Source organism: Shinella sp. SUS2, from assembly GCF_001262505.1.
Classification (GTDB): Bacteria; Pseudomonadota; Alphaproteobacteria; order Rhizobiales; family Rhizobiaceae; genus Shinella.
In genome coordinates this window covers 144,492-168,673 of record NZ_KQ410730.1, presented here as the reverse complement: position 1 = coordinate 168,673, position 24,182 = coordinate 144,492, and the positions used below count along the sequence as shown (strand labels likewise).

Annotated in this window: 19 protein-coding genes; 11 read left to right on the top strand and 8 right to left on the bottom strand. The window is 66.0% G+C overall.

Annotation, left to right across the window (positions count from 1 at the left end):
- Positions 1–3 precede the first annotated feature (3 nt).
- Positions 4–1,227 (bottom strand): polysaccharide biosynthesis/export family protein, encoded by a 1,224-nt coding sequence (locus AKG11_RS14360; protein ID WP_037407048.1) that lies wholly within the window; start codon positions 1,225–1,227, stop codon positions 4–6.
- 103 nt (positions 1,228–1,330) lie between these two features.
- Entirely contained in the window at positions 1,331–2,008 is a 678-nt protein-coding gene (locus AKG11_RS14355; protein WP_050744332.1) for a sugar transferase, read from the bottom strand.
- A 679-nt stretch (positions 2,009–2,687) separates the two neighbouring features.
- Here AKG11_RS14355 and AKG11_RS14350 point away from each other — a divergent pair.
- Complete coding sequence (locus AKG11_RS14350; protein ID WP_024270521.1) at positions 2,688–3,014, top strand: exopolysaccharide production repressor protein; 327 nt, start codon at positions 2,688–2,690, stop codon at positions 3,012–3,014.
- 108 nt (positions 3,015–3,122) lie between these two features.
- Positions 3,123–4,121 carry a glycosyltransferase family 2 protein gene (locus AKG11_RS14345; protein WP_050744331.1) on the top strand — a complete coding sequence of 333 codons (999 nt, stop codon included), beginning with the start codon at positions 3,123–3,125 and terminating at the stop codon, positions 4,119–4,121.
- Between the two features lie 25 nt (positions 4,122–4,146).
- On the opposite strand, the gene AKG11_RS14340 is transcribed toward AKG11_RS14345, so the two are convergent.
- Together AKG11_RS14340 and AKG11_RS14335 are read right to left on the bottom strand one after the other, a co-directional pair.
- Complete coding sequence (locus tag AKG11_RS14340) at positions 4,147–5,094, bottom strand: polysaccharide pyruvyl transferase family protein (protein WP_050744330.1); 948 nt, start codon at positions 5,092–5,094, stop codon at positions 4,147–4,149.
- 63 nt (positions 5,095–5,157) lie between these two features.
- Positions 5,158–6,117, bottom strand: a complete 960-nt coding sequence (locus tag AKG11_RS14335; protein WP_050744329.1) for a glycosyltransferase family 2 protein — start codon at positions 6,115–6,117, stop codon at positions 5,158–5,160.
- Between the two features lie 122 nt (positions 6,118–6,239).
- Between AKG11_RS14335 and AKG11_RS14330 the strand changes: the two genes are divergently transcribed.
- The 9 genes from AKG11_RS14330 (at position 6,240) to AKG11_RS14290 (ending at position 17,512) form a co-directional block, all read left to right on the top strand.
- Positions 6,240–7,712, top strand: coding sequence for a lipopolysaccharide biosynthesis protein (locus tag AKG11_RS14330; protein ID WP_050744328.1), 1,473 nt, complete (start codon positions 6,240–6,242; stop codon positions 7,710–7,712).
- Positions 7,713–8,116: 404 nt separating this feature from the next.
- Entirely contained in the window at positions 8,117–9,208 is a 1,092-nt protein-coding gene (locus tag AKG11_RS14325; protein ID WP_305809672.1) for an acyltransferase family protein, read from the top strand.
- Positions 9,209–9,213: 5 nt separating this feature from the next.
- Positions 9,214–9,999: an endo-1,3-1,4-beta-glycanase ExoK gene (locus AKG11_RS14320; RefSeq protein WP_050744327.1), complete on the top strand. Its 786-nt coding sequence runs from the start codon at positions 9,214–9,216 to the stop codon at positions 9,997–9,999.
- 14 nt (positions 10,000–10,013) lie between these two features.
- Positions 10,014–11,216, top strand: a complete 1,203-nt coding sequence (locus tag AKG11_RS14315) for a glycosyltransferase family protein (RefSeq protein WP_050744326.1) — start codon at positions 10,014–10,016, stop codon at positions 11,214–11,216.
- The gene (locus AKG11_RS14310) at positions 11,206–12,204 is read left to right on the top strand and encodes a glycosyltransferase family 2 protein (RefSeq protein ID WP_050744325.1); all 999 of its coding nucleotides are present in this window, start codon (positions 11,206–11,208) and stop codon (positions 12,202–12,204) included. The genes AKG11_RS14315 and AKG11_RS14310 overlap by 11 nt, the downstream gene beginning before the upstream one ends.
- A complete protein-coding gene (locus AKG11_RS14305; protein WP_050744324.1) occupies positions 12,201–13,130 on the top strand; it encodes a glycosyltransferase family 2 protein in 930 nt (309 codons plus the stop codon). Before AKG11_RS14310 ends, AKG11_RS14305 begins: the two co-directional genes overlap by 4 nt.
- Positions 13,127–14,158: a glycosyltransferase family 2 protein gene (locus tag AKG11_RS14300; RefSeq protein ID WP_050744323.1), complete on the top strand. Its 1,032-nt coding sequence runs from the start codon at positions 13,127–13,129 to the stop codon at positions 14,156–14,158. Before AKG11_RS14305 ends, AKG11_RS14300 begins: the two co-directional genes overlap by 4 nt.
- 4 nt (positions 14,159–14,162) lie before the next feature.
- On the top strand, positions 14,163–15,068 hold the full coding sequence (locus AKG11_RS14295) for a UTP--glucose-1-phosphate uridylyltransferase (protein WP_050744322.1): 906 nt from the start codon (positions 14,163–14,165) through the stop codon (positions 15,066–15,068).
- A gap of 59 nt (positions 15,069–15,127) precedes the next feature.
- A complete protein-coding gene (locus AKG11_RS14290; protein WP_050744321.1) occupies positions 15,128–17,512 on the top strand; it encodes a polysaccharide biosynthesis tyrosine autokinase in 2,385 nt (794 codons plus the stop codon).
- Between the two features lie 37 nt (positions 17,513–17,549).
- On the opposite strand, the gene AKG11_RS14285 is transcribed toward AKG11_RS14290, so the two are convergent.
- The 4 genes from AKG11_RS14285 to AKG11_RS14270 all read right to left on the bottom strand — a co-directional run bounded on the left by AKG11_RS14285 (position 17,550) and on the right by AKG11_RS14270 (position 24,182).
- Complete coding sequence (locus tag AKG11_RS14285) at positions 17,550–19,091, bottom strand: SpoVR family protein (RefSeq protein ID WP_050744320.1); 1,542 nt, start codon at positions 19,089–19,091, stop codon at positions 17,550–17,552.
- 13 nt (positions 19,092–19,104) lie between these two features.
- On the bottom strand, positions 19,105–20,427 hold the full coding sequence (locus tag AKG11_RS14280; RefSeq protein WP_023513230.1) for a YeaH/YhbH family protein: 1,323 nt from the start codon (positions 20,425–20,427) through the stop codon (positions 19,105–19,107).
- A gap of 25 nt (positions 20,428–20,452) precedes the next feature.
- Positions 20,453–22,402 carry a PrkA family serine protein kinase gene (locus tag AKG11_RS14275; protein WP_023513229.1) on the bottom strand — a complete coding sequence of 650 codons (1,950 nt, stop codon included), beginning with the start codon at positions 22,400–22,402 and terminating at the stop codon, positions 20,453–20,455.
- A 148-nt stretch (positions 22,403–22,550) separates the two neighbouring features.
- Complete coding sequence (locus AKG11_RS14270; RefSeq protein ID WP_245290160.1) at positions 22,551–24,182, bottom strand: AMP-binding protein; 1,632 nt, start codon at positions 24,180–24,182, stop codon at positions 22,551–22,553.

Here is a 24,182-nt window from a genome sequence, read left to right as displayed (position 1 = left end):
GGCTCACTGCGTCTTCAGGCTCAGCCCCACCTTGACGATGTCGCCCGGCAGGACCGTCGTCGTCTCGGTGGCGCTGATCTCTTCGGCCTTGCCCTTCACCGTGCGCAGGATCGAATAGGCGATGTTGGCGGAGGAGAGCCCGTCCTTGAAGGCGGCCGCATCGGCCGATTGCATCAGCGCCTCCGACATCAGGCTACGGCTCGTGCCGAGTTTCAGGGCCAGCGTGTCGAGTTCCTGCTCGGTGTTCTGCAACTCCTGGGCAAGCTGCGCATCCCAGTCGTTCGTGAGGTTGGTCTCGTCCTGCGTGGCCTTGTTGATGTCCTGCTTGGCCTTCAGCGAGGCGGTGTCGATGTCGAGCAGGGCGGCTTGCAGGTCGGCCGTGCGCTGCTCCAGCGCCAGCCGCCGGGAGCTGATCGCCAGGCCCTTTTCGGCGAGTGTGTCGACCTTGTCGAGATCGGCCTGGACGAGCTCGAGCTGCCGCGTCTGGGTCTGCGATTTCTTGCCGAGCGCCTCGATCTCGGTGCTGAGCAGGGATTTTAGGTCGGCGAGCGCCGTCAATTGCAGGCGTTGGCGCTTCTCCCGCGAGACCATCAGCGCCGTCTCGCTTTCCATCAGGGCGCGCGCCTCCTCGGCCTCGCCGAGCTCCTTCGGCATGGCGATGCCCTTGGCGTTGTTCATTTCCGCCTGGATGCGGGCGCGGCGGACCAGCAGGCGGTTGCGTTCGGAAAGAAAGACGGCGGCCTCGCCTTCGGAGCGCAGGAAATCCCGCGTGAAGCGCTGGCTGGCATCGGCGCGGCGCAGGCCCCCGCCGAAGCTGACGGCCTTCAGCACCGTCAGCCCCGGTGCATAGGGATAGGCGCCGGGCGTCTGCACCTCGCCGGCGAGATAGACCGGCCGGTATTCGGCGATCTCCACCGAGGCGGACGGACGGTCGCGCAGGCCGAACAGCACCTGCATCTTCTGGCCGATCTCCTCGGCAAGCTCGCCGGTCGTGCGGCCGTCTGCCGGCAACGGGCCGATGAAGGGCACGGAAACCGCTCCGTCCGCTCCGATGCTGTAGTCGCCACTGACGGCGCTCCAGTCGCGGATCGCCCCTTCGGCGGTCTGCCATTCGGCAACGCGGATGCGCAGCTTGTCCATCACGCCGAGCCGGTATTCACCGGCCTGTGCACCCGCCGGACCGGCAAGGACGAGAAAAGCAAGGCACAGCGCCGTGCGTGCCTTCATGGGAAACGCGGCTGCGGCGAAAGCCGCGTTCGGTGTCTTCGTGTTCATGAGAACCCCTGTCTTCCGGCGCTCCGCAGCCGGGGCCGCGGGCGTTGCTGCCGGATCAATAGCTGCCGCGCGAAAGGCAGACGGCCGGGATGGTGCGGGCGACGATCATGAGATCGCTTACCAGTGACCAGTTGCACACATAGTGCGTATCGAAGGCGACGCGTGCCGCATAGGACACGTCGTTGCGCCCGCTGACCTGCCAGAGGCCCGTAAGGCCGGGGCGGGTCTGGAGATAGTAGATGGCGGAGGCCTCGTAGAGCTCCAGTTCGTCTTCCACCACCGGACGCGGCCCGACGAGGCTCATCTCGCCGCGCAGGATGTTGAAGAGCTGTGGCAGCTCGTCGAGGCTGAGCTTGCGCAGCACGGTGCCGACGACGGTCACGCGCGGATCGTGCTGCAGCTTGCGCGCGTTGCGCCACTCCTCATAGGCGGCCGGGTTGTCCTTCAGGTATTGCTGCATGATGGCGTCGCCATTTTCCGCCATCGTGCGGAACTTCAGGCAGCGGAAGGTCGTGCCGTTGTAGCCGATGCGGCGATGGCCGTAGAAGACACTGCCGCCGTCGGAAAACTTCACCAGCGCCATGATCATCAGGAAGATGGGGCTGATGAGGATGAAGGCGCCAAGCGCCACGAGGATGTCGAAGCTTCGTTTCGATATTCCTCCCACCGGCGGGGCGCCGGTTGCAAACGAACTGAAATACGGCGAACTGGCCGATCGTGTCGCGGACTTCATAGAGAGGGCTCCACTTGGATTTGCGATAGGGTCGGTCCCTTCGGACGCGCCTCGTCATCCAATGCGGACTGTGTGGTCACAGTTTGTTTTTTGAAACGTGAAGTCGGTGTTAGTTGCGGACGCTGTGAATTTAAGAAATACGTTATGTGCTAAATTGAAGTCCTTCCGCAGATGGTTCGGCCTGTTTTCGTGATGCGCCCGGATATTTCCGTTTTTTTCTGTCTCAGATATTCAGTAGGCTTCTTCACAATCACTTCTTTTGATAAAAATCATGCCAGATAAGTACGAAGCGATTCCGGTAATCGACTTTCACAGGTTGAAATTCTCTCAAAATATACACGCGGAGCGCCGTTTATTTTGCGATGCAATATTGCTTTTGCAACGCACAGTTTCCGATGAAAAGGCACTGAAACCGTAACAAAATTTGATCCATCGGCATGGCCTTCGCAACTCCGCGGATAGGCTGGAGGTGCGATAACCCGCATGCGGCGCGCAACCGGGCTTGATTGGGGCGAAAACAAGGCGGCGAATCGCAGGCGGTTTGGTTTAACGGAAGCGCAAGGTCGCCGGGCTAGGGTGGAACCGGTGCAGGCGCCTGCGGGTTCTGGCCTTTGATTGCACCTCTTGAAGCGGCACATTATAGTGCCGGGCAGCCTGCGAGGAGAAGGCGAATCCAACGATGAAACGCGTACCGGACAAAAAGTGGCGGGACAGCATGGCCTATGCGCCGCGCTTCTTCCTCAGCATGGCCATCGCGCTCGTCGCCTTCGCCGTGGTGAGCTATCTGTCCACCGGTTCGCTCGCCACAACCGCCTGGCAGACGTTCCTCTGCGCCATCCTCATCCAGATCGGCTACTTCCTCACCACGCTCTTTCTCGTCTGGCGGACGGCGCGGGAGCGCCGGCAGGGAACCGACCCCGGCACGCCGGATGCCGACAAATCCCGCGACGCGGCCAAGAGCAAGGTTCCCGTTTCGATGAACGAGCCCGGCCACTCCAAACCCTGACCCCCGCATGACCCCTGCGGGTCGTTTTTGTGCCCTTTTCCCCTTTCATGCTGCATTGCAGCGCGGGCAGGTACCGCGCCATGGTCCAACGCGTGACGGGGAGTGCTCATGGCCCGGGAAGAAACGGTCTGCGTCATCATTGCCGCGAAGAATGCAGAAAAGACGATCGGGAAGGCCGTTGGCTCGGCTCTTGCGCAGCCGGAAGTGGCCGAAGTCGTGGTGGTCGACGACGGCTCGGACGACCGCACCATGGCGGCGGCCGCCGCCGCGAACGATGCGAGCGGCCGGCTGGATATCCTGGGTTTCGTCCAAAACCGCGGACCCTCGGCGGCCCGCAACCGGGCGATTGCGGTGTCCCGCGCGCCGCTGATCGCCATTCTCGATGCGGACGACATCTTCTTTCCCGGCCGTTTCCGCCAGATGCTCGCCTGCCCGGACTGGGATTTCATCGCTGACAACATCGCCTTCATGGCCGAGACCGAGCCGCTCCGCCAGCCGGCGCAGTTCGCGCCCCGCCCGCGCCGGCTCGATCTCAAGGCCTTCGTGGAGGGCAACATCTCCCGCCGCGGCGCGCCGCGCGGAGAACTCGGTTTCCTGAAGCCGCTCATGCGCCGCGCCTTTCTCGATGCGCACGGGCTGCGCTACCGCGAAGAGATGCGGCTGGGCGAGGACTACGAGCTCTATGTGCGGGCGCTGGCAAACGGCGCGCGCTATACGGTGATCGAGAGCTGTGGCTACGGCGCGCTGGTGCGTGAGAACTCGCTCAGCGGCCGGCACCGCACGGAGGATCTGGCGGCGCTGCATGCAGCGGAGCGGTCGATCCTTGCGGCGGGCGGCGTTTCCCCGGAGGCGCTCGGCGTCATGCGCCGGCACTGCCGCCAGATCGGCGACCGTCATGCCCTGCGCCATTTCCTCGACAGCAGGCGGGAGCGGGGCGTCGGTGCGGCGCTCGCCTATGCCTTCGGCAATCCTGCCACCCTGCCGGCCATTGCCGGCGGCATCCTGCGCGACAAGGCGGAGACCGCCTACCGGCGTTTGCGTCCGCAGCCGCCGGCGCCGGCAGGCCCGCGCTACCTTTTGCCCGCCTCCCCCGCCGAGCCGGCCTGACAGGGCCGGCCCGGCATCGCCGGCTTTACAGGTAGTCGCGCCGCACGTCTTCCAGCACATCGTAGAGCTGTGCCTTGCGCGCTGCGAGGCGGGTGTCGGCGCTGAGTTGCGGCTCGGCGCGGCTCGCCTGCCAGAGCGCCAGTGTCGAGGGGGCGGCGAGCACCTGCTTGGCCGCAAGGCGAAGGCCCGCGCCGGATGCCGGCCTGGCGGCCTCGGCCACCGCGACATCCCCGGCCTGGCCGGGCGCGGGCCGCACGGCGCTGCGCCCCTCGTAATCGACGCCCCAGAAGCGGGCGCCCTTGACGATGGCCTCCGCGCGGCTGGAGATCGGCACGCGCCGCGGCCGGTGCTCGACCCCTACCGTTGCGGCCCAGTCGCGCCATTTGAAGCTGTTGATGCTGTCCGACGTGCTGACGGCCACCCAGGGCACGCGGAAGGCGTCGGCGAGGATCGCGCCATGCATGGATTCCGCGACGATCCGCTCTGACTGTGCGATTGCCCGGATCACCGCCTTCGCCTCGCCGCGCGGATCGATATAGGTGAGGCCGGCCGTGGTGCAGACGGTGGGCCACAGGCCCGCCACCGCCGATTCCCAATGGGGCACGAAGCTGCAGCCATGACGCTTCGGCAGGTTTGAAAACTCCGGCATGTCGGCCACCAGCACCGCCGGGTCGATGACGCCCAGCGCCTCCGGCACACCCACCTTTTGCGCCGTCAGCGGCCCGCGCACGCAGCGAATGTCCCAGACGCCTTCATCCCGCATGTCCGGCAGCGCGCCGTAGCCGAAGCCGCTGCCGATGACGAGCTTGCGCCCTGCCTCGGGCAGCAAGGCCCTGTTCAGCACGGTGCCGACGCCGACGAGCAGCACGTCCGGATGGACCGCGCGAAAGCCCGGCAGCAGGAAGTCCCAGAGCCAGAGATTGAGGTCGTCGCCGAAATTGCCGTGCTGCGATTTCCAGTAATAGGGCTTCATGTCCACCTCCTTGGAAAAGCGGGTCGCAAAAGGGCCGGGCGTGCTGCCCGGCGCGAAAAGGGATCAACGGGAGACCTTGCCGACGGCAAGCGCGAAGGCGCTTGTGATCAACCGCGGATCGCGCAGTGCCCAGCGGGCGAGCATGTCGAACTGGGGCAGCTTGCGCCGCTTGACGCGCCGCGCCTGCCCCCAGAGTGCCTGGCGCCGGGCTGTCTGCTTGTAGGCGCGCAGCGAGGCGACCTCCGCAGGCCGCTCGGTGAAGCGCGTCTCCAGCCGGTCGAGCGCCAGCCAGGTGTTGAACTGCTGGCGCAGGAATTGCGGGGAATCGTTGTCGACGCCGTGGAAGATGTTGATCCCCTCGCCGCGTACGGCCCCCGCCTCCGCGCCGAGCACGACGCGTCCGGCCGCCAGCACGCAATCGCAGAAGAACAGCACGTCTTCCGCAGCAAGCCGCAGCGCCGCATCGAAGCGCACCTGCTCGATCAGCGGCCGGCCGATGACCATCGAGGAGAGGTGCAGGAAGCTCCAGTTCTTCAGCATGACCTGCGTCAGGCCGGGGATTTCGAGGAGGAGCGGATCCTCCTCGAGCCGCACCACGGTCTCGCTTTCCGCAAGATCGGCGACGCCGAAATGATAGTAGAAGGCATCGCCCCCCGTGATGGAGGCGAAGTAGCAATCGGCCCCGTACCGGGTCATCGCCGCATGGGCGCGCGCGAGATGACCGGGGGCGAAGGTGTCGTCCGAATCAAGGAAGGCGACGAGCTCGGTTTCCGGGGAGACATGGTCGAGCCCGGTGTTGCGTGCCCCGCCCGGCCCGGCATTTTCCTGGCGCAGGATGCGCACGCGCGCCTGATCTTCCGGTAAAAGCGCAATGATGTCGCCATCGGCCGGATACGGCGATTCGTCGTCAACGACGATAACGTCGAAGTCGTTGAAATTCTGGGAAAAAACAGACCTGAGCGCACGCTCCAGGATGCCTGGTTCCTTCTGATAGAAGGGGATGATAACTGTCAGCTTCGCCATCTTTTCGTCCCTGTGGTTTCTCTAGAAAGAGTTTCGCATGGTCTCCTCCCACGGGGGCGCGGCCGTTTCCGGCGCAGGCATTTCGTCGTCGCCAGGGCTCCTTTTTCGAGCAGGTATCCGCCATGTCCCAGCAGGTGAACGCGAAGTCGGTGACGCGAAACGTCGGCTGGAGCGTCCTATCCAAGACAAGCACATTCGGGCTTAAATTTGTCACGGTGCCCATTCTCGCCCGGCTGCTTTCGCCCGAGGAGTTCGGCGCGGTGGCCGTCGCGCTCGCCCTCGTGCAGTTCCTGGCGATGATCGGCGGGGCGGGTCTCGCCTCGGCTCTCATCCTCGAGCCGCGGGAAGACGAGGAGACGATCCACTCGGTGTTCTGGGCCAATCTGGCATTCGCCTTCCTGATGGCGGCGGGGTTGTTTTTCTGGGCCGAGCCATTGGCCGGCTGGCTCGGTGCAGCCGATGCCGCCCCGCTCCTGCGCCTGATGAGCCTGCTCGTTCCGTTGCAGCTTGCCGGCGACGTCGCCTATGCCCTCGTCGCCCGGCGCATGCAGTTCAGCCAGGATGCGCTTTGGAGCATGGTGTCCGAATCGCTGGCGGCGATCGCCGCGGTCGTGCTGGCGCTCGCCGGCTTCGGCGTCGTCGCACTGGTCGTCCAGCTTTTCGTGGCGGGCGTTATCCGGCTTGCCGGCCTGTTCTTCGTCTCGCGCTACCTGCCGCGCCTCACCTTCCGTCTCGGCGAGGTGACGCGGCTCGCGCGCTTCAGCTTCGGGCTGATGGGCTCGGAGATCGCCAATTTCGTCACCTTCCAGTCGCCGATGGTCGTCATCTCGCGCTTCCTGGGACTGGCGGAAGCCGGGGCCTATTCCGCGGCGAACCGCTTTTCCAGCATTCCCAACCAGGTGGTGCTGTCGGCCGTCATGGGCGTGCTCTTTCCCGCCTTCAGCGCGATGATGCACGATCGCGAACGCCGTTCGCAGGCGCTGATGCTCAGCACGCAGGTGACGACCCTGCTGCTCGCGCCGATGATGTTCGGCCTGTGGGCGCTTGCCGAACCCGCCATGCTCCTGCTGTTCGGCCCGCAATGGGCAGCCGCCTGGCCGGTGCTCGGCCTGCTCGCGCTGTCAAAGGGCATCCTGACGCCTTGCAGCACGTTCATCCCCTATCTGAAAGGCGCCGGCCATGGCGGCGCGCTCTTCCGCTGGGCAGTCGGCCGGGCCGTCGTCACCACCGCCGCCGTCGCCTATGGCGCCTATGAGGGCACGTTGATCGCGGCGATGACGGCACTCTGCATCGTCAATGCGCTGGTGCTGGTCGGGTATTCCCGGCTGGTGTTCAGCGCCGATGGCACGCCGTTCCTCTCCGGCTTCTATCGCGCGGTGCGCCCGATGCTGATGGCTGCGCTGATGGCGCTTGCCGTGCGCTATGCCCTTGAGCACTACCTCGCCCAGCGGCTGCCGGCCACCCTGCAGCTTGTCGCCGGCATTGCGCTTGGCGGCGTGCTCTACGGCGGGCTGGTCCTCCTGACGGAGCGTCCCCTGCTGCGCAAGCTCATCGATCTCGCACGCCGCCCCAAGACATCGCCCGCTTTGCCCTGAGCCCGCCGCATTTCGGCCCCGGCCTGCCGCAATCGGCCTCCCGCCAGACCGATTGCGCATAGTCTTCGAAAAAAACTTCGCGAGCTCCTGCACCCCATAATTGCAGGAAGATCAGTATATTCGAATAGACTTCAAAGAATTGATGCCGCGGTGCTTGGTCTTGCCGGACGGCGGGTGGAATTCCCCTTCCGCACGCGGTGCCGAACCTGTCGCTATGTTGCAATGCAACCTTCTCATCACGCGAATTTGTTGCGCCGCCATATTTTTTTCCGTCCCGTCACCCAGACTCCGCTTCGTAGGCTCGAGTCTGCTCTTGTTTGAACGGCCGCTTGGGGGAGCGGCACACCAGAGGGGTGACGGACACCGTGGATATCGACGCGACCGTTTCACAGCGCATCAACCTGATGCGCATCGTGCTGATCAGCGGCATCATCTTCGTGCATGTGCCCTATGATCCCGCGACCAGCCCCTATGCCGGGCAGTTTGGCGGGATCGACTGGTTGCGCGTCTTCCTCGGTGACAGCCTGTTCCGGATCGGCGTCCCCTGCCTCAGCGCGATTTCCGGCTATCTGCTCTTCCAGCGCGGGTTTGCGGGTTTCGATTATCCAAGGACGTTGCGCAGCAAGGCCTCGACGATCCTTGTGCCGTTCCTCCTGTGGAACACGGCCTTCCTTCTCCTCGTGCTGGCGGCCCAGGCGCGCGGCATCGGCTTCGGCTACCTGCCGGACGTCCTGAGCGGCACGCCGCGCGAATGGATGAACCTTGCCTTCGCCATCGAGACCTGGCCGGTCAATGTCCCGCTCTATTTCCTGCGGGACCTGCTGCTCTGCCTTCTCCTCTCGCCGCTCATCGCGATCGCCGTGCTGCGTTATCCGCGTACCGTGCTGACGTTGATGCTGGCCTATGCGGTGCTGCCGCTGCCGAACGGCATCTTCCTGAAGAAATCCATCCTGTTCGGCTTCAGCTTCGGTGTCTGCGCCGCGCTGCACCGCTTCGACATCCGCCGCCTCGACCGCTTTGCCGTTCCGCTCGTCCTTGCCGTGCTCGCCATGGCCGTGGCGCTGTCGCTCGCCCTCTTTGCCTTCGGCCCGGTGTTCCCGGCCTGGCTGGACATGCTGCGCAGCCTGACGGCGATCGCCGGCATCTTCGGCGCCTGGGCACTTTCTGCGCTCCTGGTGCGCACGGCGCCGGGCGCGGCGCTGGCGAAGCTCGGCGGCCTCAGCTTCTGGATCTTCTGCGCGCACTATCCGCTGCTCATCCTGTTCTGGATGGTCTGGAACCGCTTCGGCAGCGTGGACGACTACCCGCTCTTCTACGCCGCAAGCCCCATCCTCGCGCTGGCCATCCTCGTTGTCAGCCATGCCGCGGCGCGGCGCTTTACACCATCGCTGCACGCCACCCTCACCGGCCGCCGGCTGGGCAGCCCACGGGCGTCCACGGGCCGGCGCCAACCCCCGCCGATGGAGCAGAACGGTTCCGTCGCTCAACGGAGGTAACCCGAATGACCGCTTCCTTGAACACCGTCCTTCGCACCGGCGCGTTCCTGACGGCACTCGCCGCAGCCGCCCCGCTCGCCGCCCAGGAGGGGGCCGGCGGACCCTCCTTCGTCGAGGAGTTCGATACGCTCGACACAGGCTTCTGGTACGTCTCCGACGGCTGGAACAACGGCGCGCACCAGAACTGCACCTGGTCGAAGGACCGGGTCGCGGTCCGGGACGGCAAGTTGCTGCTCTCCTTCGATGCGGCGCCGGCCGGCGAACGAAATTACGCCTGCGGCGAGGTGCAGACCCGCAAGCGCTACGGCTACGGCACCTATGAGGTGCGCATGAAGACGGCGACCGGCTCCGGCCTCAACTCGGCCTTCTTCACCTATATCGGCCCGGCCGACAAGAAACAGCACGACGAGATCGATTTCGAGGTGCTCGGCAAGGACACGTCGCGCGTGCAGCTCAACCAGTATGTCGCCGGCAAGGGCGGCAACGAGAAGCTGGTGCCACTCCCCGGCCCGGCGGATGCCGGCTTCAACGACTATGCCTTCGTCTGGCAGAAGGACCGGCTCCGCTACTATGTCAACGGCGCCCTCGTGCACGAGGTGACCGACCCGGCGGCGCTGCCGGAGAATGCCCAAAAGGTTTTCCTCTCGCTCTGGGGCAGCGACACGCTGACCGGCTGGATGGGCCGCTTCGCCTTCGCCGGCCCGACAAAGCTGGAGGTGGAGCGCGTCGCCTTCACCGCCGAGGGCGATGCCTGCCCCTTCGCCGGCTCCGTCGCCTGCCTGCTGAACTGACCGGGACACGGCCTATGCTTCGCGTGCTCTATCTCGTTCACGATCTTTCCGACCCTGCGGTGCGCCGCCGCGTGCTGATGCTGCAGGCGGGCGGGGCGGAGGTCGCGCTGGCCGGCTTCCGGCGTGGCGAGAATCGGCTGGCGGCGGTGGAGGGTGTCGTTCCCCTGGAGCTCGGCACGACCCGGGACGCCCGCTTCGCCCAGCGCCTTGCCGCCGTCGCCCGCGCCGGTGTCACGCTGCGCCGCCGGCTGGCTGGGCTGGCGCGGCCGGATGTCATCCTCGCGCGCAATCTCGAAATGCTGGCGCTGGCAGGCCGGGCGCAGGCGATCTTCGGCGGCGCTATGCCTGTCGCCTATGAATGCCTCGACATCCACCGATTGCTGACCGGCAAGGGCGTGGCGAGCCGCGGCCTGCGCGCGGCCGAGCGCCATTTCGGCCGCAAGGCGGGTCTCCTCGTCACCAGTTCCCCGGCCTTCGTGGAGCAGTATTTCCAGCCGCTTTCCGGCATCAGGGCGCCTGTCCATCTCGTTGAAAACCGCGTGCTGGAGCTGGACGGCCCGGCGGACGAGCTGTGCCTGCGGGCAGAAAGGCCGGCGGGAGAGCCCTGGCGCATCGGCTGGTTCGGCGCGATCCGCTGCCGCAAGTCGCTCGATCTGCTTGCCGCGTTCACCCGGCGCATGGAGGGCCGGTTCGAGGTGGTTCTGCGCGGCCGCCCCGCCCGGTCGGAGTTCGAGGATTTCGACGGCCTCGTGGCGCGCGAACCCTTCATCCGTTTCGAAGGCGCCTACCGCAATCCGGAGGACCTCGCCACCATCTATCGCGGGGTCGACCTTGCCTGGGCGATCGACTTCTTCGAGGAGGGGCTGAACTCCGCCTGGCTGCTGCCCAACCGGCTCTACGAAGGATGCCGCCATGGCGCCGTGCCCATCGTTCTGGGCGGAACGGAGACGGCGCGGCTTGCCGGCCGGCGCGGCATCGGCATTGCCCTGCGCGATGCGCGCCTCGAAACGCTGGTGACGCGTTTTTCCGCCTTCGACGATGACAGGTACCGGACGCTGCAGGCCGCGCTCGCCAGGCTCGGGCCGAAGCCCTGGATCCATGACCGGGCCGATTGCGCCGGGCTCGTCCAGCGCCTTGCCGCGCTTAAAGCGCCGACGGCGGAACCCACGCCTGTTCCTTCCCTTCTCGCAAGCAAGGTGGATTGCCATGACCATTGATCCCGTGACATCCGTGCGGTGCCTGATCGTGATCCCGTGCCTCAACGAGGCGCGTTACCTGGAGCCGCTGGTGCGGCAGCTCGAGCCGGCGCTCGCCGAGCTCAACGCCACGCTCGTCGTTGCCGACGGCGGCAGCACGGACGGCACGCGGGACATTGCCGCCCGGCTTGCGGCGAGCGTGCCGAACCTCACTCTCCTCGATAATCCCAAGCGTATCCAGAGCGCCGCCGTGAACCTTGCCGTCGAGACCTTCGGCATGGACCACGACTACCTGATCCGCATCGATGCGCACGGCACCTATCCCGCGGACTATTGCCGCGTGCTCCTCGAGGAAGCGCTTTCGACCGGAGCCGATTCCGTCGTGGTCGCCATGCAGACCGTCGGCTTCGGCACCTTCCAGAAAGCCACCGCCGTCGCGCAGAACTCGGTGCTCGGCAATGGCGGCGCCAAGCATCGCGCCGGTGCGGAAAGCCACTGGGCCGAGCACGGCCACCACGCGCTGATGCGCATTTCCGCCTTCCGCATGGTCGGCGGTTATGACGAGAGCTTCACCGCCAACGAGGATGCCGAATACGACTATCGCCTGCTGGCTGCCGGCTACCGGATCTGGATGACCGCACGCACCGCGATGGTCTACTATCCACGCGCCAGCGCCGGGCCGCTGTTCAGGCAATATTTCCGTTATGGCCGCGGGCGGGCACGCAATTTACTCAAGCACCGCGCCTGCCCGAGCCTGCGCCAGCTCTTGCCGCTGATGGTGGCGCCGGTGGCGGTCGGGGCGTTCCTGGCGGCCATCACCTGGATTGCTGCCGTGCCCTTCGCACTGTGGGCGGCGGCCTGCCTCGGTTATGGCGCCTGGATGGCGCTCGGCCAGCGCAACCCCTATGGTCCGCTCGCCGCCGTGTCGGCCATGATCATGCATTTCGCCTGGTCTGCCGGCTTCTGGCGCGAGCTTCTCGATTTCCGCCAGCACCGGGTGCCCGCATGACGGCCCCCGCTCCCCTCCGCGTCGATATCGCGGTCTGCACCTTCCGGCGGGCGAAAGCGCTCGGCGAGACGCTTGCCTCGCTCGTGGCGTTGACGGTGCCGTCGGGCGTTGCACTGCGTATCATCGTCGCCGACAATGATGTCGAGCCGAGCGCCCACGCACGCGTCGAGGCCGCGCGGGCAGGCTTGCCGATGGCGCTTTCCTATGTGCACTGCCCGGCCGGCAACATTTCGCTCGCCCGCAATGCCTGCCTGGACGAAGCCGATGCCGATTTCCTCGCCTTCGTCGACGATGACGAGACGGTGGAGCCGCAATGGCTTGAAAACCTGCTTGCCGCGGCGGCGACGGGCGCCGCGGATGTGGTCCTCGGCCCGGTCAGAGCGCAGTATGGGCCGGACGCCCCCGGCTGGATGCGGCGCGGCGATTTCCATTCCACTCGCCCTGTCTGGGTGAAGGGGGAGATCCGCACCGGCTATACCTGCAACGTGCTCTTGCGCCTTGCCGCCCCGGCCATCGCCGGCCGCCGGTTCGACCATGCGCTCGGCCGCAGTGGCGGCGAGGACACCGCCTTCTTCATGCAGGTGCATGCCGCCGGCGGGCGCATCGCCTTTGCCGATGAGGCCTGGGTCAACGAGCCGGTGCCGCCCGCGCGGGCGCGGTTTTCCTGGCTGGCGCAGCGCCGGCTGCGCATGGGCCAGACCCATGGCCGGCTTCTTGCCGGTCGCGGCGCGGGTCGGACCGCCGCCGCGGGGCTGGCCGCCGCGAAAGCCGCCATGTGCCTTGCGGCGGCAACGGCCTTCGTCCTCCTGCCGATACCACGCAACCGCTTCCTCCTGCGCGGCCTGCTGCATGCCGGCGTGGTCGGCGGCCTTTTTGGCGCCCGCGCCATCGAACCCTACGGGCAGCTGGAGGCCGCGGCGCGATGAACGGGACTCTTCTGTCTGATACCATCCCCGATGTCTCCGTCGTGATCGCCGCCTACAATGCGGCCGATACGATCGGCGATGCGATCGGCAGCGCCGCCGCGCAGGAGGGCGTGACGGTGGAGATCATCGTTGTCGACGATTGTTCGTCCGACGCGACCCGTGCGACCGTCGCCGCGCTCGGCACGTCGGGGCTCACACTCCTGCCGCTCGATCGCAACCGCGGTCCGGGTGGTGCGCGCAATGCGGGTTTTGCGGCCGCGCGAGGCCGCTGGATTGCGGTGCTCGACGCCGACGACACGCTGCAGCCGGATCGCCTTTGCCGCATGATCGCCATGGCCGAGGCGAAGGATGCGGCAGTCGTCGTGGACAATCTCGACGTGCTGCATGCCGATGGCCGCAGGGAGCGGATGTTCGCCCCGGCGCTGCTCGCCGCCATGCCGGCCCTGACGCTGCCCGTCTTCATCGACGCCAACCGGATTTTCCACGCCACGCACAATTTCGGCTACATGAAGCCGGTCTTCCGCCGCTCCTTCCTGGAGGACAAGGACTTGGCCTTCGACGAGGCGTTGCGCATCGGCGAGGATTATCTCCTGCTCGCCTCCGTGCTCGCCGCGGGCGGAACCTCTGCCGTCGTGCCCGAGGCGGGTTATGTCTACCGCATCCGCGAGGGTTCGATCTCGCGCGTGCTGCACCTTGACCATGTCGATGCGATGCTGGCCGGCGACCGGCGGTTTCTCGCCCGTTTCCCGCTTCGCGGCGCGGCCGCGGACGCCCAGCGCCGGCGCACGCGCAACCTCGAGGAGACCCGGTCCTTCCTCGCGCTGATCCAGCATCTGAAGAACCGTTCGCTCGGACCCGCCCTCAGGGTGGCGCTGGGCGATCCCGTCGCGCTCCGGCATCTTTCGATGCCGATCGCCGCCCGGTGGCGCCGCCTGATGGCGCCGTCGGCCCATCTGAGGACGGCCGCGCCCCGCGCGGACCTCTCCCCAACGACAGCGGAGGATCTGCCGCTTGAGAACAAAGGATAATGCCATGGAGCGAACCAAGACCGTCCGCAAGGCCGTCATCCCGGTTGCCGGCAACGGCACCCGTTTCCTGCCGGCCACCAAGGCCATGCCGAAGGAAATGCTGACCATCGTCGATCGCCCGGTCGTGCAATATGCGCTCGACGAGGCACGCGAGGCAGGCATCGAGCACGTCGTCTTCGTCACCAGCCGCAACAAGCAGGTCATCGAGGACCATTTCGACGACACGCCGGAGCTGATCTCCTCGCTGGAGCGCTCCGGCAAGGACGCCGCGGTCAGCGAACTCGGCCGGCTGCTGCCGGCGGCGGGTGCGGTGAGCTTCACCCGCCAGCAGGCCCCGCTCGGCCTTGGCCATGCGGTCTGGTGTGCGCGTGACCTCATCGGCGACGAACCCTTCGCGCTGCTCCTGCCGGACATGGTATCCTTCGGCCCGCGCGGCTGCCTTTCCGGCCTGATGGACCTTTATGGCGAGGTCGGCGGCAATGTGGTTGGCGTCGAACAATGCGCGCCCGAGGAGACCTCGCAATACGGCATCGTCGGCAGGGGCTTGGGCGTGCGCCATGGCTTTGCCGTCACCCACATGGTCGAGAAGCCGGCGCCGGGCACGGCACCGTCCAATCTCTTCCTTAACGGGCGTTACATCCTCCAGCCGGAAGTGTTCGGCCATCTCGCCCGCCAGCAGCGCGGCGCCGGCAACGAGATCCAGTTGACCGACAGCATGCTGAAGCTCTCCGCCACGCAGTCCTTCCATGCCCATCTCTACGAGGGGCGGACCTATGATTGCGGTTCGAAACAGGGCTTCATCGAGGCGAATGTCGCCTTCGCGCTGGCCCGGCCGGAGCTCGGTGGCGCGCTCGTCGCGCCCCTGCGTGATCTCGTCATGGCCCACGGCGGCGGCGTGCGCGCCGCCTGACGCGAGACCCCGGGCCGGGCTTGCCGGCCCGGGGTCCTCCCAGGGCAAAGCAGCGACCCATGAGCCGAAAGGCAGAACGGAGCCCCATGCACCACCGCACCGTGCCGTACGGCAGTCTTTTCCGCAGGGAGCCGGATACGTCCGACAGCTTCATCGATCTCAACCGCCTGATGACGATCCTCATGCGGCGGGCGCGGCTGATCGCGCTCTCCGTCGTCGTGGCGCTGGCGCTTGGCGTCCTGTATCTCGTTTTCGCGACGCCGCTCTATACGGCGATGACCCAGATCCTGCTCGACGAAGACCTGTCGCGGTATGCCGAGGAGGCCGAGACCACGCCGCAAAGCAGCCAGCAGGCGGACACGCGCCTTGCCAGCGCCATCGAGATTCTGAAATCGGGCCGGCTGGCGCTGCGCGTGGTCGATGATCTCGATCTTTCGCAGAACGAGACGATCCTCAACCCGCCGCAATCGCCTGTCTCGCTCGCCAAGGGCTGGGTCAAGTCACTTGCCTCCCTGGGCTCTGGTGGGGCCGCCCCCTCGGCAGAGGCGGAAGCAGAGGGCCGGCGGCAGAAGGCGGCAGCGATGCTGCAGCAGGGCCTCGGCGTCGAGCGTGTCGCGCGCAGCTCCGTCGTCGCGGTGTCCTTCCGCTCACCCGACCCGCAGCTTTCGGCGACCATTGCAAAAGCCTATGCCGAGGCCTTCTTTGCCGAGCAGCTCAGCGCCAATGTCCATGCCAGCGAACAGGCCAGTGCCTGGCTGCAGGAACGGCTTGCCGATATCCAGCAGCGCTCGCAGGCAGCCGCGCTGGAGGTCGAGCGCTACCGCAACGAGAACGGCCTGACCGCTGCGCGCGGAGAGCTCATGTCGGAGCAGCAGCTTGCCGACCTCAACAGCCAGCTCATCGTGGCGCAGGCGGATGCGGCAAGTGCTTCCGCCCGCTACAACCAGTTTCGCGCCATCGTCGAGCAGGGGCCGGAAAGGGCGGTCGCCAATGCGACCATCCCGGCGCGGCAGGGTGACAATTCCATCGTGCAGGACCTGCGCGGCCGCTACAACGCCGTCGTCAAGCGCGAGGGGGAGATCACCCGTTCCTTCGGCGCCGACCATCCCCAGGCGACGGCACTCCGGGCCGAGAAGGAAGATCTCGCCCGGCAGATCTACCAGGAACTACAGCAGCTGACGGCGAGCTACCGAAACGACTACGACGTCGCCCGCTCGCGGGAGATTTCGCTGCGCGAAAGCATCGAGAAGGTCGCTGGCAGCAATGCCGAAGCGAACCGTTCCTCCGTGCAGCTGCGCACACTGGAACAGAAGGCCACGGCGCTGAAGACGCTGTCGGACGCCTATCTTGCCCGCTACGAGCAGGCGACACAGCAGCAATCCTTCCCCATCGCCAAGGCACGGGTGATTTCCGACGCCGGCGTGCCGACGGCGGCCTCCAGTCCGAGCAGGACGCTGACGATAGGCCTGTCGCTGGTGCTCGGCCTGATGGGCGGCGGTGCGCTGACCTTCCTGCAGGAAATGCGCGAGCGCTCCTTCCGGGTCGGCAACGACATCCGCGCCGTGCTGGGACTGCGCCCGCTCGGATACCTGCCGCTGGTCGGCGCCCGCAAGGAGTGCGCGCAGCCCGCCCGGCCTGAGGACGGCGGTGCGGACGAAGGCGACGTCATTCCCTTCGAGCGCATGACGCGCATCGTGCTCGACGCGCCGGGCTCGGCTTTCGCCGAGACCCTGCGTCATGCCCGGCTCGCCAGCGACATGATGCTGCATGGACGGGAAAGCCGCGTGATCGGCATCGTCTCCGCCCTGCCGCAGGAGGGAAAGTCCACCGTCGCGATCAACTTCGCCGCGCTGCTCGCCGCCAGTGGCAAGCGCACGCTGCTGATCGACGCGGACCTGCGCCGGCCGAGCCTGACCGGCATGCTGAACCCTGCCCCGCAGGCGGGCCTCGTGGAGGTGCTGCTCGGGCAGGCCGCCTGGAACCAGGCCATCAAGGTCGACCGCCGCAGCAAGCTTGCCGTCCTGCCGGCCGGTGGCCGCATGCGCGGCGGCGAGGTCCACCACCCCAACGAGCTGATGGCCTCCGCCGGCATGAAGCGGCTCTTCGACGAGCTGCGCCAGACCTTCGACTACGTCATCGTCGATCTCGCGCCGCTCGCCCCTGTCGTCGACGTGAAGACCTTCGAGCCGCTGGCCGACGGCTTCCTCTTCGTGGTGGAATGGGGCAAGACCCCCTCGCCGCTGGTGCGCGACCTGCTTACCGCCGAAAGCCGCATCGAGGCCAAGATCGTCGGCGTCGTGCTCAACAAGACGGACATGACGGCGCTCTCCCGCTACAGCGATTTCGGCGCGGCGGAGAAATATCGCAGCCTCTACGATCAGTATTGCACCGATTCCGTCCCGCCGGTGCCCGCGCGGCAGAAGAGCGCGCCGACGCAAGGGTGACGCTGCGGGTCTGGCCTGACAGGTCGGGCCCGCACTGCTAGTCTCCCGTCGCCGAGCACTGGTAGAGGGAGGCCCCCGTCTGCGCATCCACACCGGACAGGCTGACATTGTAGCCCCACAGCCGGCGCACATGGGCGAGGGTCGCGTCACGGTCGGTCTCGTTAAGCAGGATGCCGCTCTTCACGCGGTGGCGCAGCCGAAGCTGCCGGTCGCCCAGGAGGTCGACATCGACCACCTGGATGTCCGGCCGGTTGACGCCGGGATCGTAGTTGCGGGCGAGTGCGGCGCGCACAGCGGAGTAGCCCCGCTCGTCGTGGATGGAGGCGACCTCGCAGAACCGTTCGTCGGCACGGTCGGTGAGGTGGAACAGGCGGAAGTGGCGCATCAGCGTCGGGCTGAGATATTGCAGGATGAAGGATTCGTCGCGGTGGTTTTCCCAGGCGTCGAGCAATGTCGCCCGCCAGTCGCCATTGCCGGCGATGGTGGGAAACCAGTCCCGGTCCTCATCGGTCGGCCGGGTGCAGATGCGTTCGATGTCCTGCATCATCGCAAAACCGAGTGCATAGGGATTGAGACCCGAAAAGCGCGGATCGTCGAAATCCGGCTGGAACACCACATTGGCGTGGCTCGCCAGCAGCTCCAGCATCGCGCCCTCGCTCATCCTGCCCTGGTCGAACAGCCGGTTGATGATGAAATAGTGCACGAAGGTGGCGCAGCCCTCGTTCATCACCTTGGTCTGGCCCTGCGGATAGAAATACTGGGCGATGACACGCACGATGCGCAGGATCTCACGCTGCCAGGGTTCGAGGATCAGGCTGTGTTTTTCCAGGAAGTAGAGCAGGTTCTCTTCCGGCAGGTTCAGCGCCTGCTTGCGCTCCAGCGCCTCCTGCTCGGCCGCCTCGATGCCGGCATGGCCGTTGGTGGTGGGCAGGGTGCGCCAGAGGTCGCTGTAGGTCTGTTCCTCGTATTCCAGCCGCTCACGCGCCCGCTCGGTCACCTTCTCCGAGGATAGCCGCGGCGGGCGGCGATAGTGGAAGACGCCCTGGTCCATCAGGGCATGCGCCGCGTCGAGAATCTCCTCCACTGCCGCCGTGCCGTGCCGCTCCTCGCATCTGGCGACGTATTTCTTGGCGAAATCCATGTAGCCGAGGATGGCGCTCGCATCCGTCCACTGGCGGAACAGGTAGTTGTTCTTGAAGAAATGGTTGTGGCCGAAGGAGGCATGGGCGGTGACGAGCGCCTGCATCGGCATGGTGTTCTCTTCCATGAGATAGGTGATGCAGGGATTGGAATTGATGACGAGTTCATAGGCGAGCCCGCGGTAGCCCTTGCGGTAGAGATGGCTTTCGAAGACGAAGCGCTTGCCGAAGGACCAGTGCTGATACATCAGCGGCATGCCGACCGAGGAATAGGCGTCCAGCATCTGCTCGGAGGAGATGACCTCGATCTGGTTCGGGTAGACGTCGAGCCCCATTTCGCCGAGGGCGATCGTCTCGATCGCGTCATAGGCCCGCGACAGGGTCGCGAAGTTCCATTCGGAACCGTTGAACAGCAGGGAAGAGGCCGGTCGCTTCGCCATCCCTATGCTCCCCTCAGACGCGCGCGGCGCGGGGTTGGTGCCGGGCGAAGAGCTTGCGGAAGACGGGGTAGATGTCGGCGGGCCGGGAAATGCGCGTCATCTGGAAGTTCGGTACCGCTCCGTCGACGGTGCGATAGGCGCGCCACAGCGACGTGCCGTTGTCGGTGGTGCCGAAGATCTCGCTTTCGCGCTCGTCGATGATCTCGACATAGGCATAATACTGGCAAAGCCGCATCAGCTCGTCGCGCAGCAGCGAGGCGCAACGCTCGGAATCGCCATTGGCATTGTCGCCGTCCGAGGCCTGTGCGGCGTAGATGTTCCAGATGTTGGAAGGATAGCGGTCCATGATGATGCGCTGCATCTCCTCCAGCGCGGTGGAGACGACCGTTCCCCCGCTCTGCTTGCTGAAGAAGAAGGTCTCCTCGTCCACCTCGTGTGCCTCGTCCGTGTGGCGGATGAAGACGATGTCGATCCGCTCGTAGCGGCGCTTGAGGAAGAGATGCAGCAGAACGAAGAAGCGTTTTGCCAGATCCTTCTCGCGTTCGCCCATCGAGGCGGAGACATCCATCAGGCAGAACATCACCGCGCTCGCATTGGGCTGCGGTTTGCGCTCGTAGCGATTGAACCGCACGTCGACCGGGTCGACATAGGCGATGCGTCGACGCCGGCGTTCCAGCACCTCCAGCTCCTGGCGCAGCTGCGTGAGCCGGTTGCGCTGCGGCAGCGACAACCGCTCCTCTGCTTCCAGTTCGGCGATCTCGTCGGCAAGCACCCGGCATTCCCGTTCGCTCGGGCGGCGCAGCGCCATGCGGCGCCCGAAGCTGTTGCGCATGGTGCGCCCGACATTGATGTTGGTGGGCGTGCCTGACGTCGTCAGCCCGGCGCGGTGCGGCTTGTAGGTGACGGTTTCCCGGAGGTTGAGCTTCACGAGGTCCGGAAGCTCCAGATCTTCGAAGAAGAGGTCCAGCACCTCTTCGCGGGACAGGATGAAGAGGAAGTCGTCCGCCGCCTCGCCGCGCCCCGGGCCGCGTCCGTTGCCCCCGCCGCCGGCGCCCGCCTCGGGCTTGCGGATCTTGTCACCCGGCGAGAAGGTCTGGTTGCCGGGCAGCACATGATGGCGTTCACCGCTGACGCCGGAGTGGCGGAAGCTCGGCTCGTCCGCGCCGCGCCGTGGGATCGGCACGCCATGGGCCGCGTCCACGTCGGCGATCTTGTCGGACTTCACCTGGTCGCGGATCGTGCGCTTCAGTTCGTCATGCACGCGCTTGAGGAAACGCTGCCGATTGCCGAGGCTCCGGTCCTTGGGATTGAGCCGGCGGTCGATGAAATGAGGCATACGCCAATCCCCCGCTTCGGCATGGTCAGCCGGCCTTGTTCACGCGCATGTACCAGTCGACGAGCCGGCGGACCTGGCGGCTCGTATAACCGCGCGCCGTCATGCGCTGGACGAATTCGGCGTGCTGCTTCTCGGTCGTGCTGTCCTTCTTCGAGCCGAAGCTGATGACGGGCAGGAGATCCTCGACCTGTCCGAACATGCGCTTCTCGATGACTTCCCGCAGTTTCTCGTAGCTCGTCCAGGCAGGGTTGCGCCCGTTGTTGCGGGCGCGGGCGCGCAAGGTGAACTTCACCACCTCGTTGCGGAAGTCCTTGGGATTGGCGATGCCGGCCGGCTTTTCGATCTGCGACAGCTCGCTGTCGAGGATCTCGCGGTTGAGGATCTGGCCCGTGTCGGGATCCTTGAAGTCCTGGTCTTCCAGCCAGGCATCGGCATAGGCGATGTAGCGGTCGAAGAGGTTCTGGCCGTATTCGCTGTAGGATTCCAGATAGGCCTTCTGGATCTCGTGGCCGATGAACTCGGCATAGCGGGCGGCAAGCTCGGAGCGGATGAAGTCGAGATAGTTTGCCTCGACCTCCTTGGGAAACTGCTCGCGCCGGATCGCCTGTTCGAGGATGTACATGAGGTGCACGGAATCGGCCGCCACCTCCTTGGTGTCGTAGTTGAAGGTTTCCGACAGCACCTTGAAGGCGAAACGCGTGCTGATGCCCGTCATGCCCTCGTCGATGCCGGCGGCATCGCGGTATTCCTGCAGCGATTTCGCCTTGGGGTCGGTGTCCTTCAGGTTCTCGCCGTCATAGACCCGCATCTTCGTGTAGGTCGGCGAGTTCTCGTGCGGGGAAAGGCGCGTGGCGACGGTGAATCGGCTGAGGTTTTCCAGCACTTCCGGCGCACAGGGGCTGTCGGCCAGCTCGCTCTCGCGCAGCAGTTTTTCGTAGATCAGCCGCTCCTCGGTAACGCGCAGGCAATAGGGTACTTTCACGACGAGGATGCGGTCGAGGAAGGCCTCGTTGTTCTTGTTGTGCTTGAACTGCAGCCATTCGGACTCGTTGGAATGGGCGAGCACGATGCCCTGATAGGGGAAGGCGCCGAAATTCTCCGTGCCGTTGTAGCTGCCCTCCTGTGTTGCGGTCAAAAGCGGATGCAGCACCTTGATCGGCGCCTTGAACATCTCGACGAATTCGAGCAGCCCCTGTGTCGTGCGGTTGAGGCCGCCGCTGTAGGAATAGGCGTCGGGATCGGCCTGGCTGAAATTCTCGAGCTGCCGGATATCCACCTTGCCGACGAGCGCGGACACGTCCTGGTTGGTCTCGTCGCCCGGCTCCGTCTTGGCGATGGCGATCTGCCGCAGCCGCGAGGGCATCAGCTTGACGACGCTGAACCTGGAGATGTCGCCGCCGATCTCGTCCAGCCGCTTGGTCGCCCAGGGCGAGATGAGGCCGGTAAGCCGGCGCTGGGCGATGCCGTATTTGTCTTCCAGCAGTTCGCCCATCCGCTCGCGGGAAAACAGGCCGAGCGGCGATTCGAAGACCGGGCTGATCTTGCCGTCGATGGCGAGCGTATAGATCGGCTGCTCTTCCATCAGCTTCTTGAGGCGCTCGGCGAGCGAGGACTTGCCGCCCCCGACCGGCCCCAGAAGGTAGAGGATCTGCTTGCGCTCCTCCAGTCCCTGGGCGGCATAGCGGAAATAGCCGACGATGCGTTCGATCGTGTCTTCCATGCCGAAGAAATCGGCAAAGGCGGGGTATATCTTGATGGTACGGTTGGCAAAAACCCGGCCGAAACGCTCGTCCGCACTGGTATCGACGAGGGTCGGCGCGCCGATCGCCGCCACCATGCGCTCCGGCGCTGTGGCGTAGAGGCTCTTGTCGTCGCGGCAGGCCAACAGGTATTCCTGAAGGCTCAATTCTTCTTGTGCTGTACTCGCGTATACCTTTGAAAACAGGTCGAAAACGTCGCTGCCAGTGGTTCCCATGGAACCCTCCCGCGGTCGTTAGCCGGGAGTGTCGAATCTCCCGCGTATAGTGTACGCCGGAACGCAATCGACTGCAATTTGTTCCCCGCATTCTTCAAGCGAATGTGTGAAATCTCCCTCTATCCGTGACCGGCCCCGTTCATGCCGCCTAGCGCGCGCCGCGGTCGAAGGTCGCCGGCCCGAGACCGCGCTGGCGCAGCACGCTGCGCGCCACTTTTTCCGTTGGCGTGCGGGGCAGCGGGGCATCGGTGATCTCGATATAGCGCGGCACCATGTGGCGTGGTGCGCTGGTCCTGAAATGCTCGAGCAGGCCGGCCGCATCGAGCATCGAGCCGGCACGGCGGAAGGCCACCACCATGATATCCTCCTCGGTGAATTCGGAAGCGATGCCGAAGGCGGCGCTTTCGACGATGTCGGGATGCTGCTCGGCCAGCATCTCCACCTCGTAGGCGGAGATGTTCTCGCCGCGGCGGCGGATCGCCTCGTTCAGCCGGTGCTTGAAGTAGAGCCAGCCGTCCGCGTCCATCACGCCGGCATCACCGGAATGATACCAGAGATTGCGCAGCGTCTCGACCGTCTTGGCCTCGGCGCGATAATAGCCGGAAAACATGCTCCAGCTCTTCTTGGGGCGTGAGACGATCTCGCCGATGCTGCCGGGCGGCAGCGGGCGGTCCTTGTCGTCGACGACGGCCACCTCCCAGTCGGGATGCGCCCGGCCGCAGGAACCGGGCCGCGTGTCGTCCACGGTGTCGAGCGTCACGAAGCTGGTCTCCGTCTGGCCGTAGCCCGTGACAAGGCGCATGCCGAAGCGGTCCTCGAACGCCGCCTGGTCCGGCACCATGGGAATGCACTGGCAGACCCGCACGGGGTTGTCGCCGTCGTGCCCTTCCTGCGGCGCGCGCATGAGGATGACGGCCATGGCGCCGAGAAGGTTCGTCGCCGTCGCACCGCTGTCGCGCACCTGCGCCCAGAAGCGCGAGGCGCTGAACCCGTCGGCGAGCGTTGTTCGCGTGCCGTAGATCAGCGGCAGATAGACGCCGAACATCTGCGCATCGGTGTGGAACAGCGGCAGGGCGGAAAAGTAGCTGTCATCCGTGTTGTAGCCCAGATTGGCGGCCATCGCCGCCGCCCAGGCGTAACAATGGTGGTGCGACATCAGCGCGCCCTTGGCCGGGCCCGTCGTACCCGACGTATAGAGGATCGCCATCGGATCGCTGTAGTGCACGGCCGAAAGGTCGAGGCCGGCGGGTGGCGCGAGGCATTCCTCGAAATGCAGGATGCGGTCGATCCGGATCCCCGCCGCGCGCGCTGCCGCGGGATCGGCGCCGACGAGGATGAGCGTGCGGAGCGCCGGCAGCCGGTCCTGCACGATGGCGAGTTCCGGCAGGACGCCCGCATCGGCGACCAGCACCTCCGCCCCGCAATTGTTGAGGTTGTGGCAGAGCAGGTCGCCCTTCAGCCCCGGATTGTTCGGCACCTCGATTGCGCCGAGGCTGGAGGCGGCGAACCAGGTGGCGACGAGTTCGAGGCAGTTCGGCAGCAGCATCGCCACCCGGTCGGCGCGGCCGACGCCCAGCCGGCGAAGACCGCCGGAAAGCCGGCAGGTGAGGGTCAGCATCTCCTCGAAGCTCGCCGTGCGGCCGCAGATATCGATGAAGGGACGGGAGCCGAAACGTTCGGCCTGCGCGACGAGGATCTTCGGCAGGACACGCTCTTCGATCGCATCGTCGTGAAGGCCCGGGATGGCCGAAAGGGAAGAGAAGGCGGGGAGGATGGACAC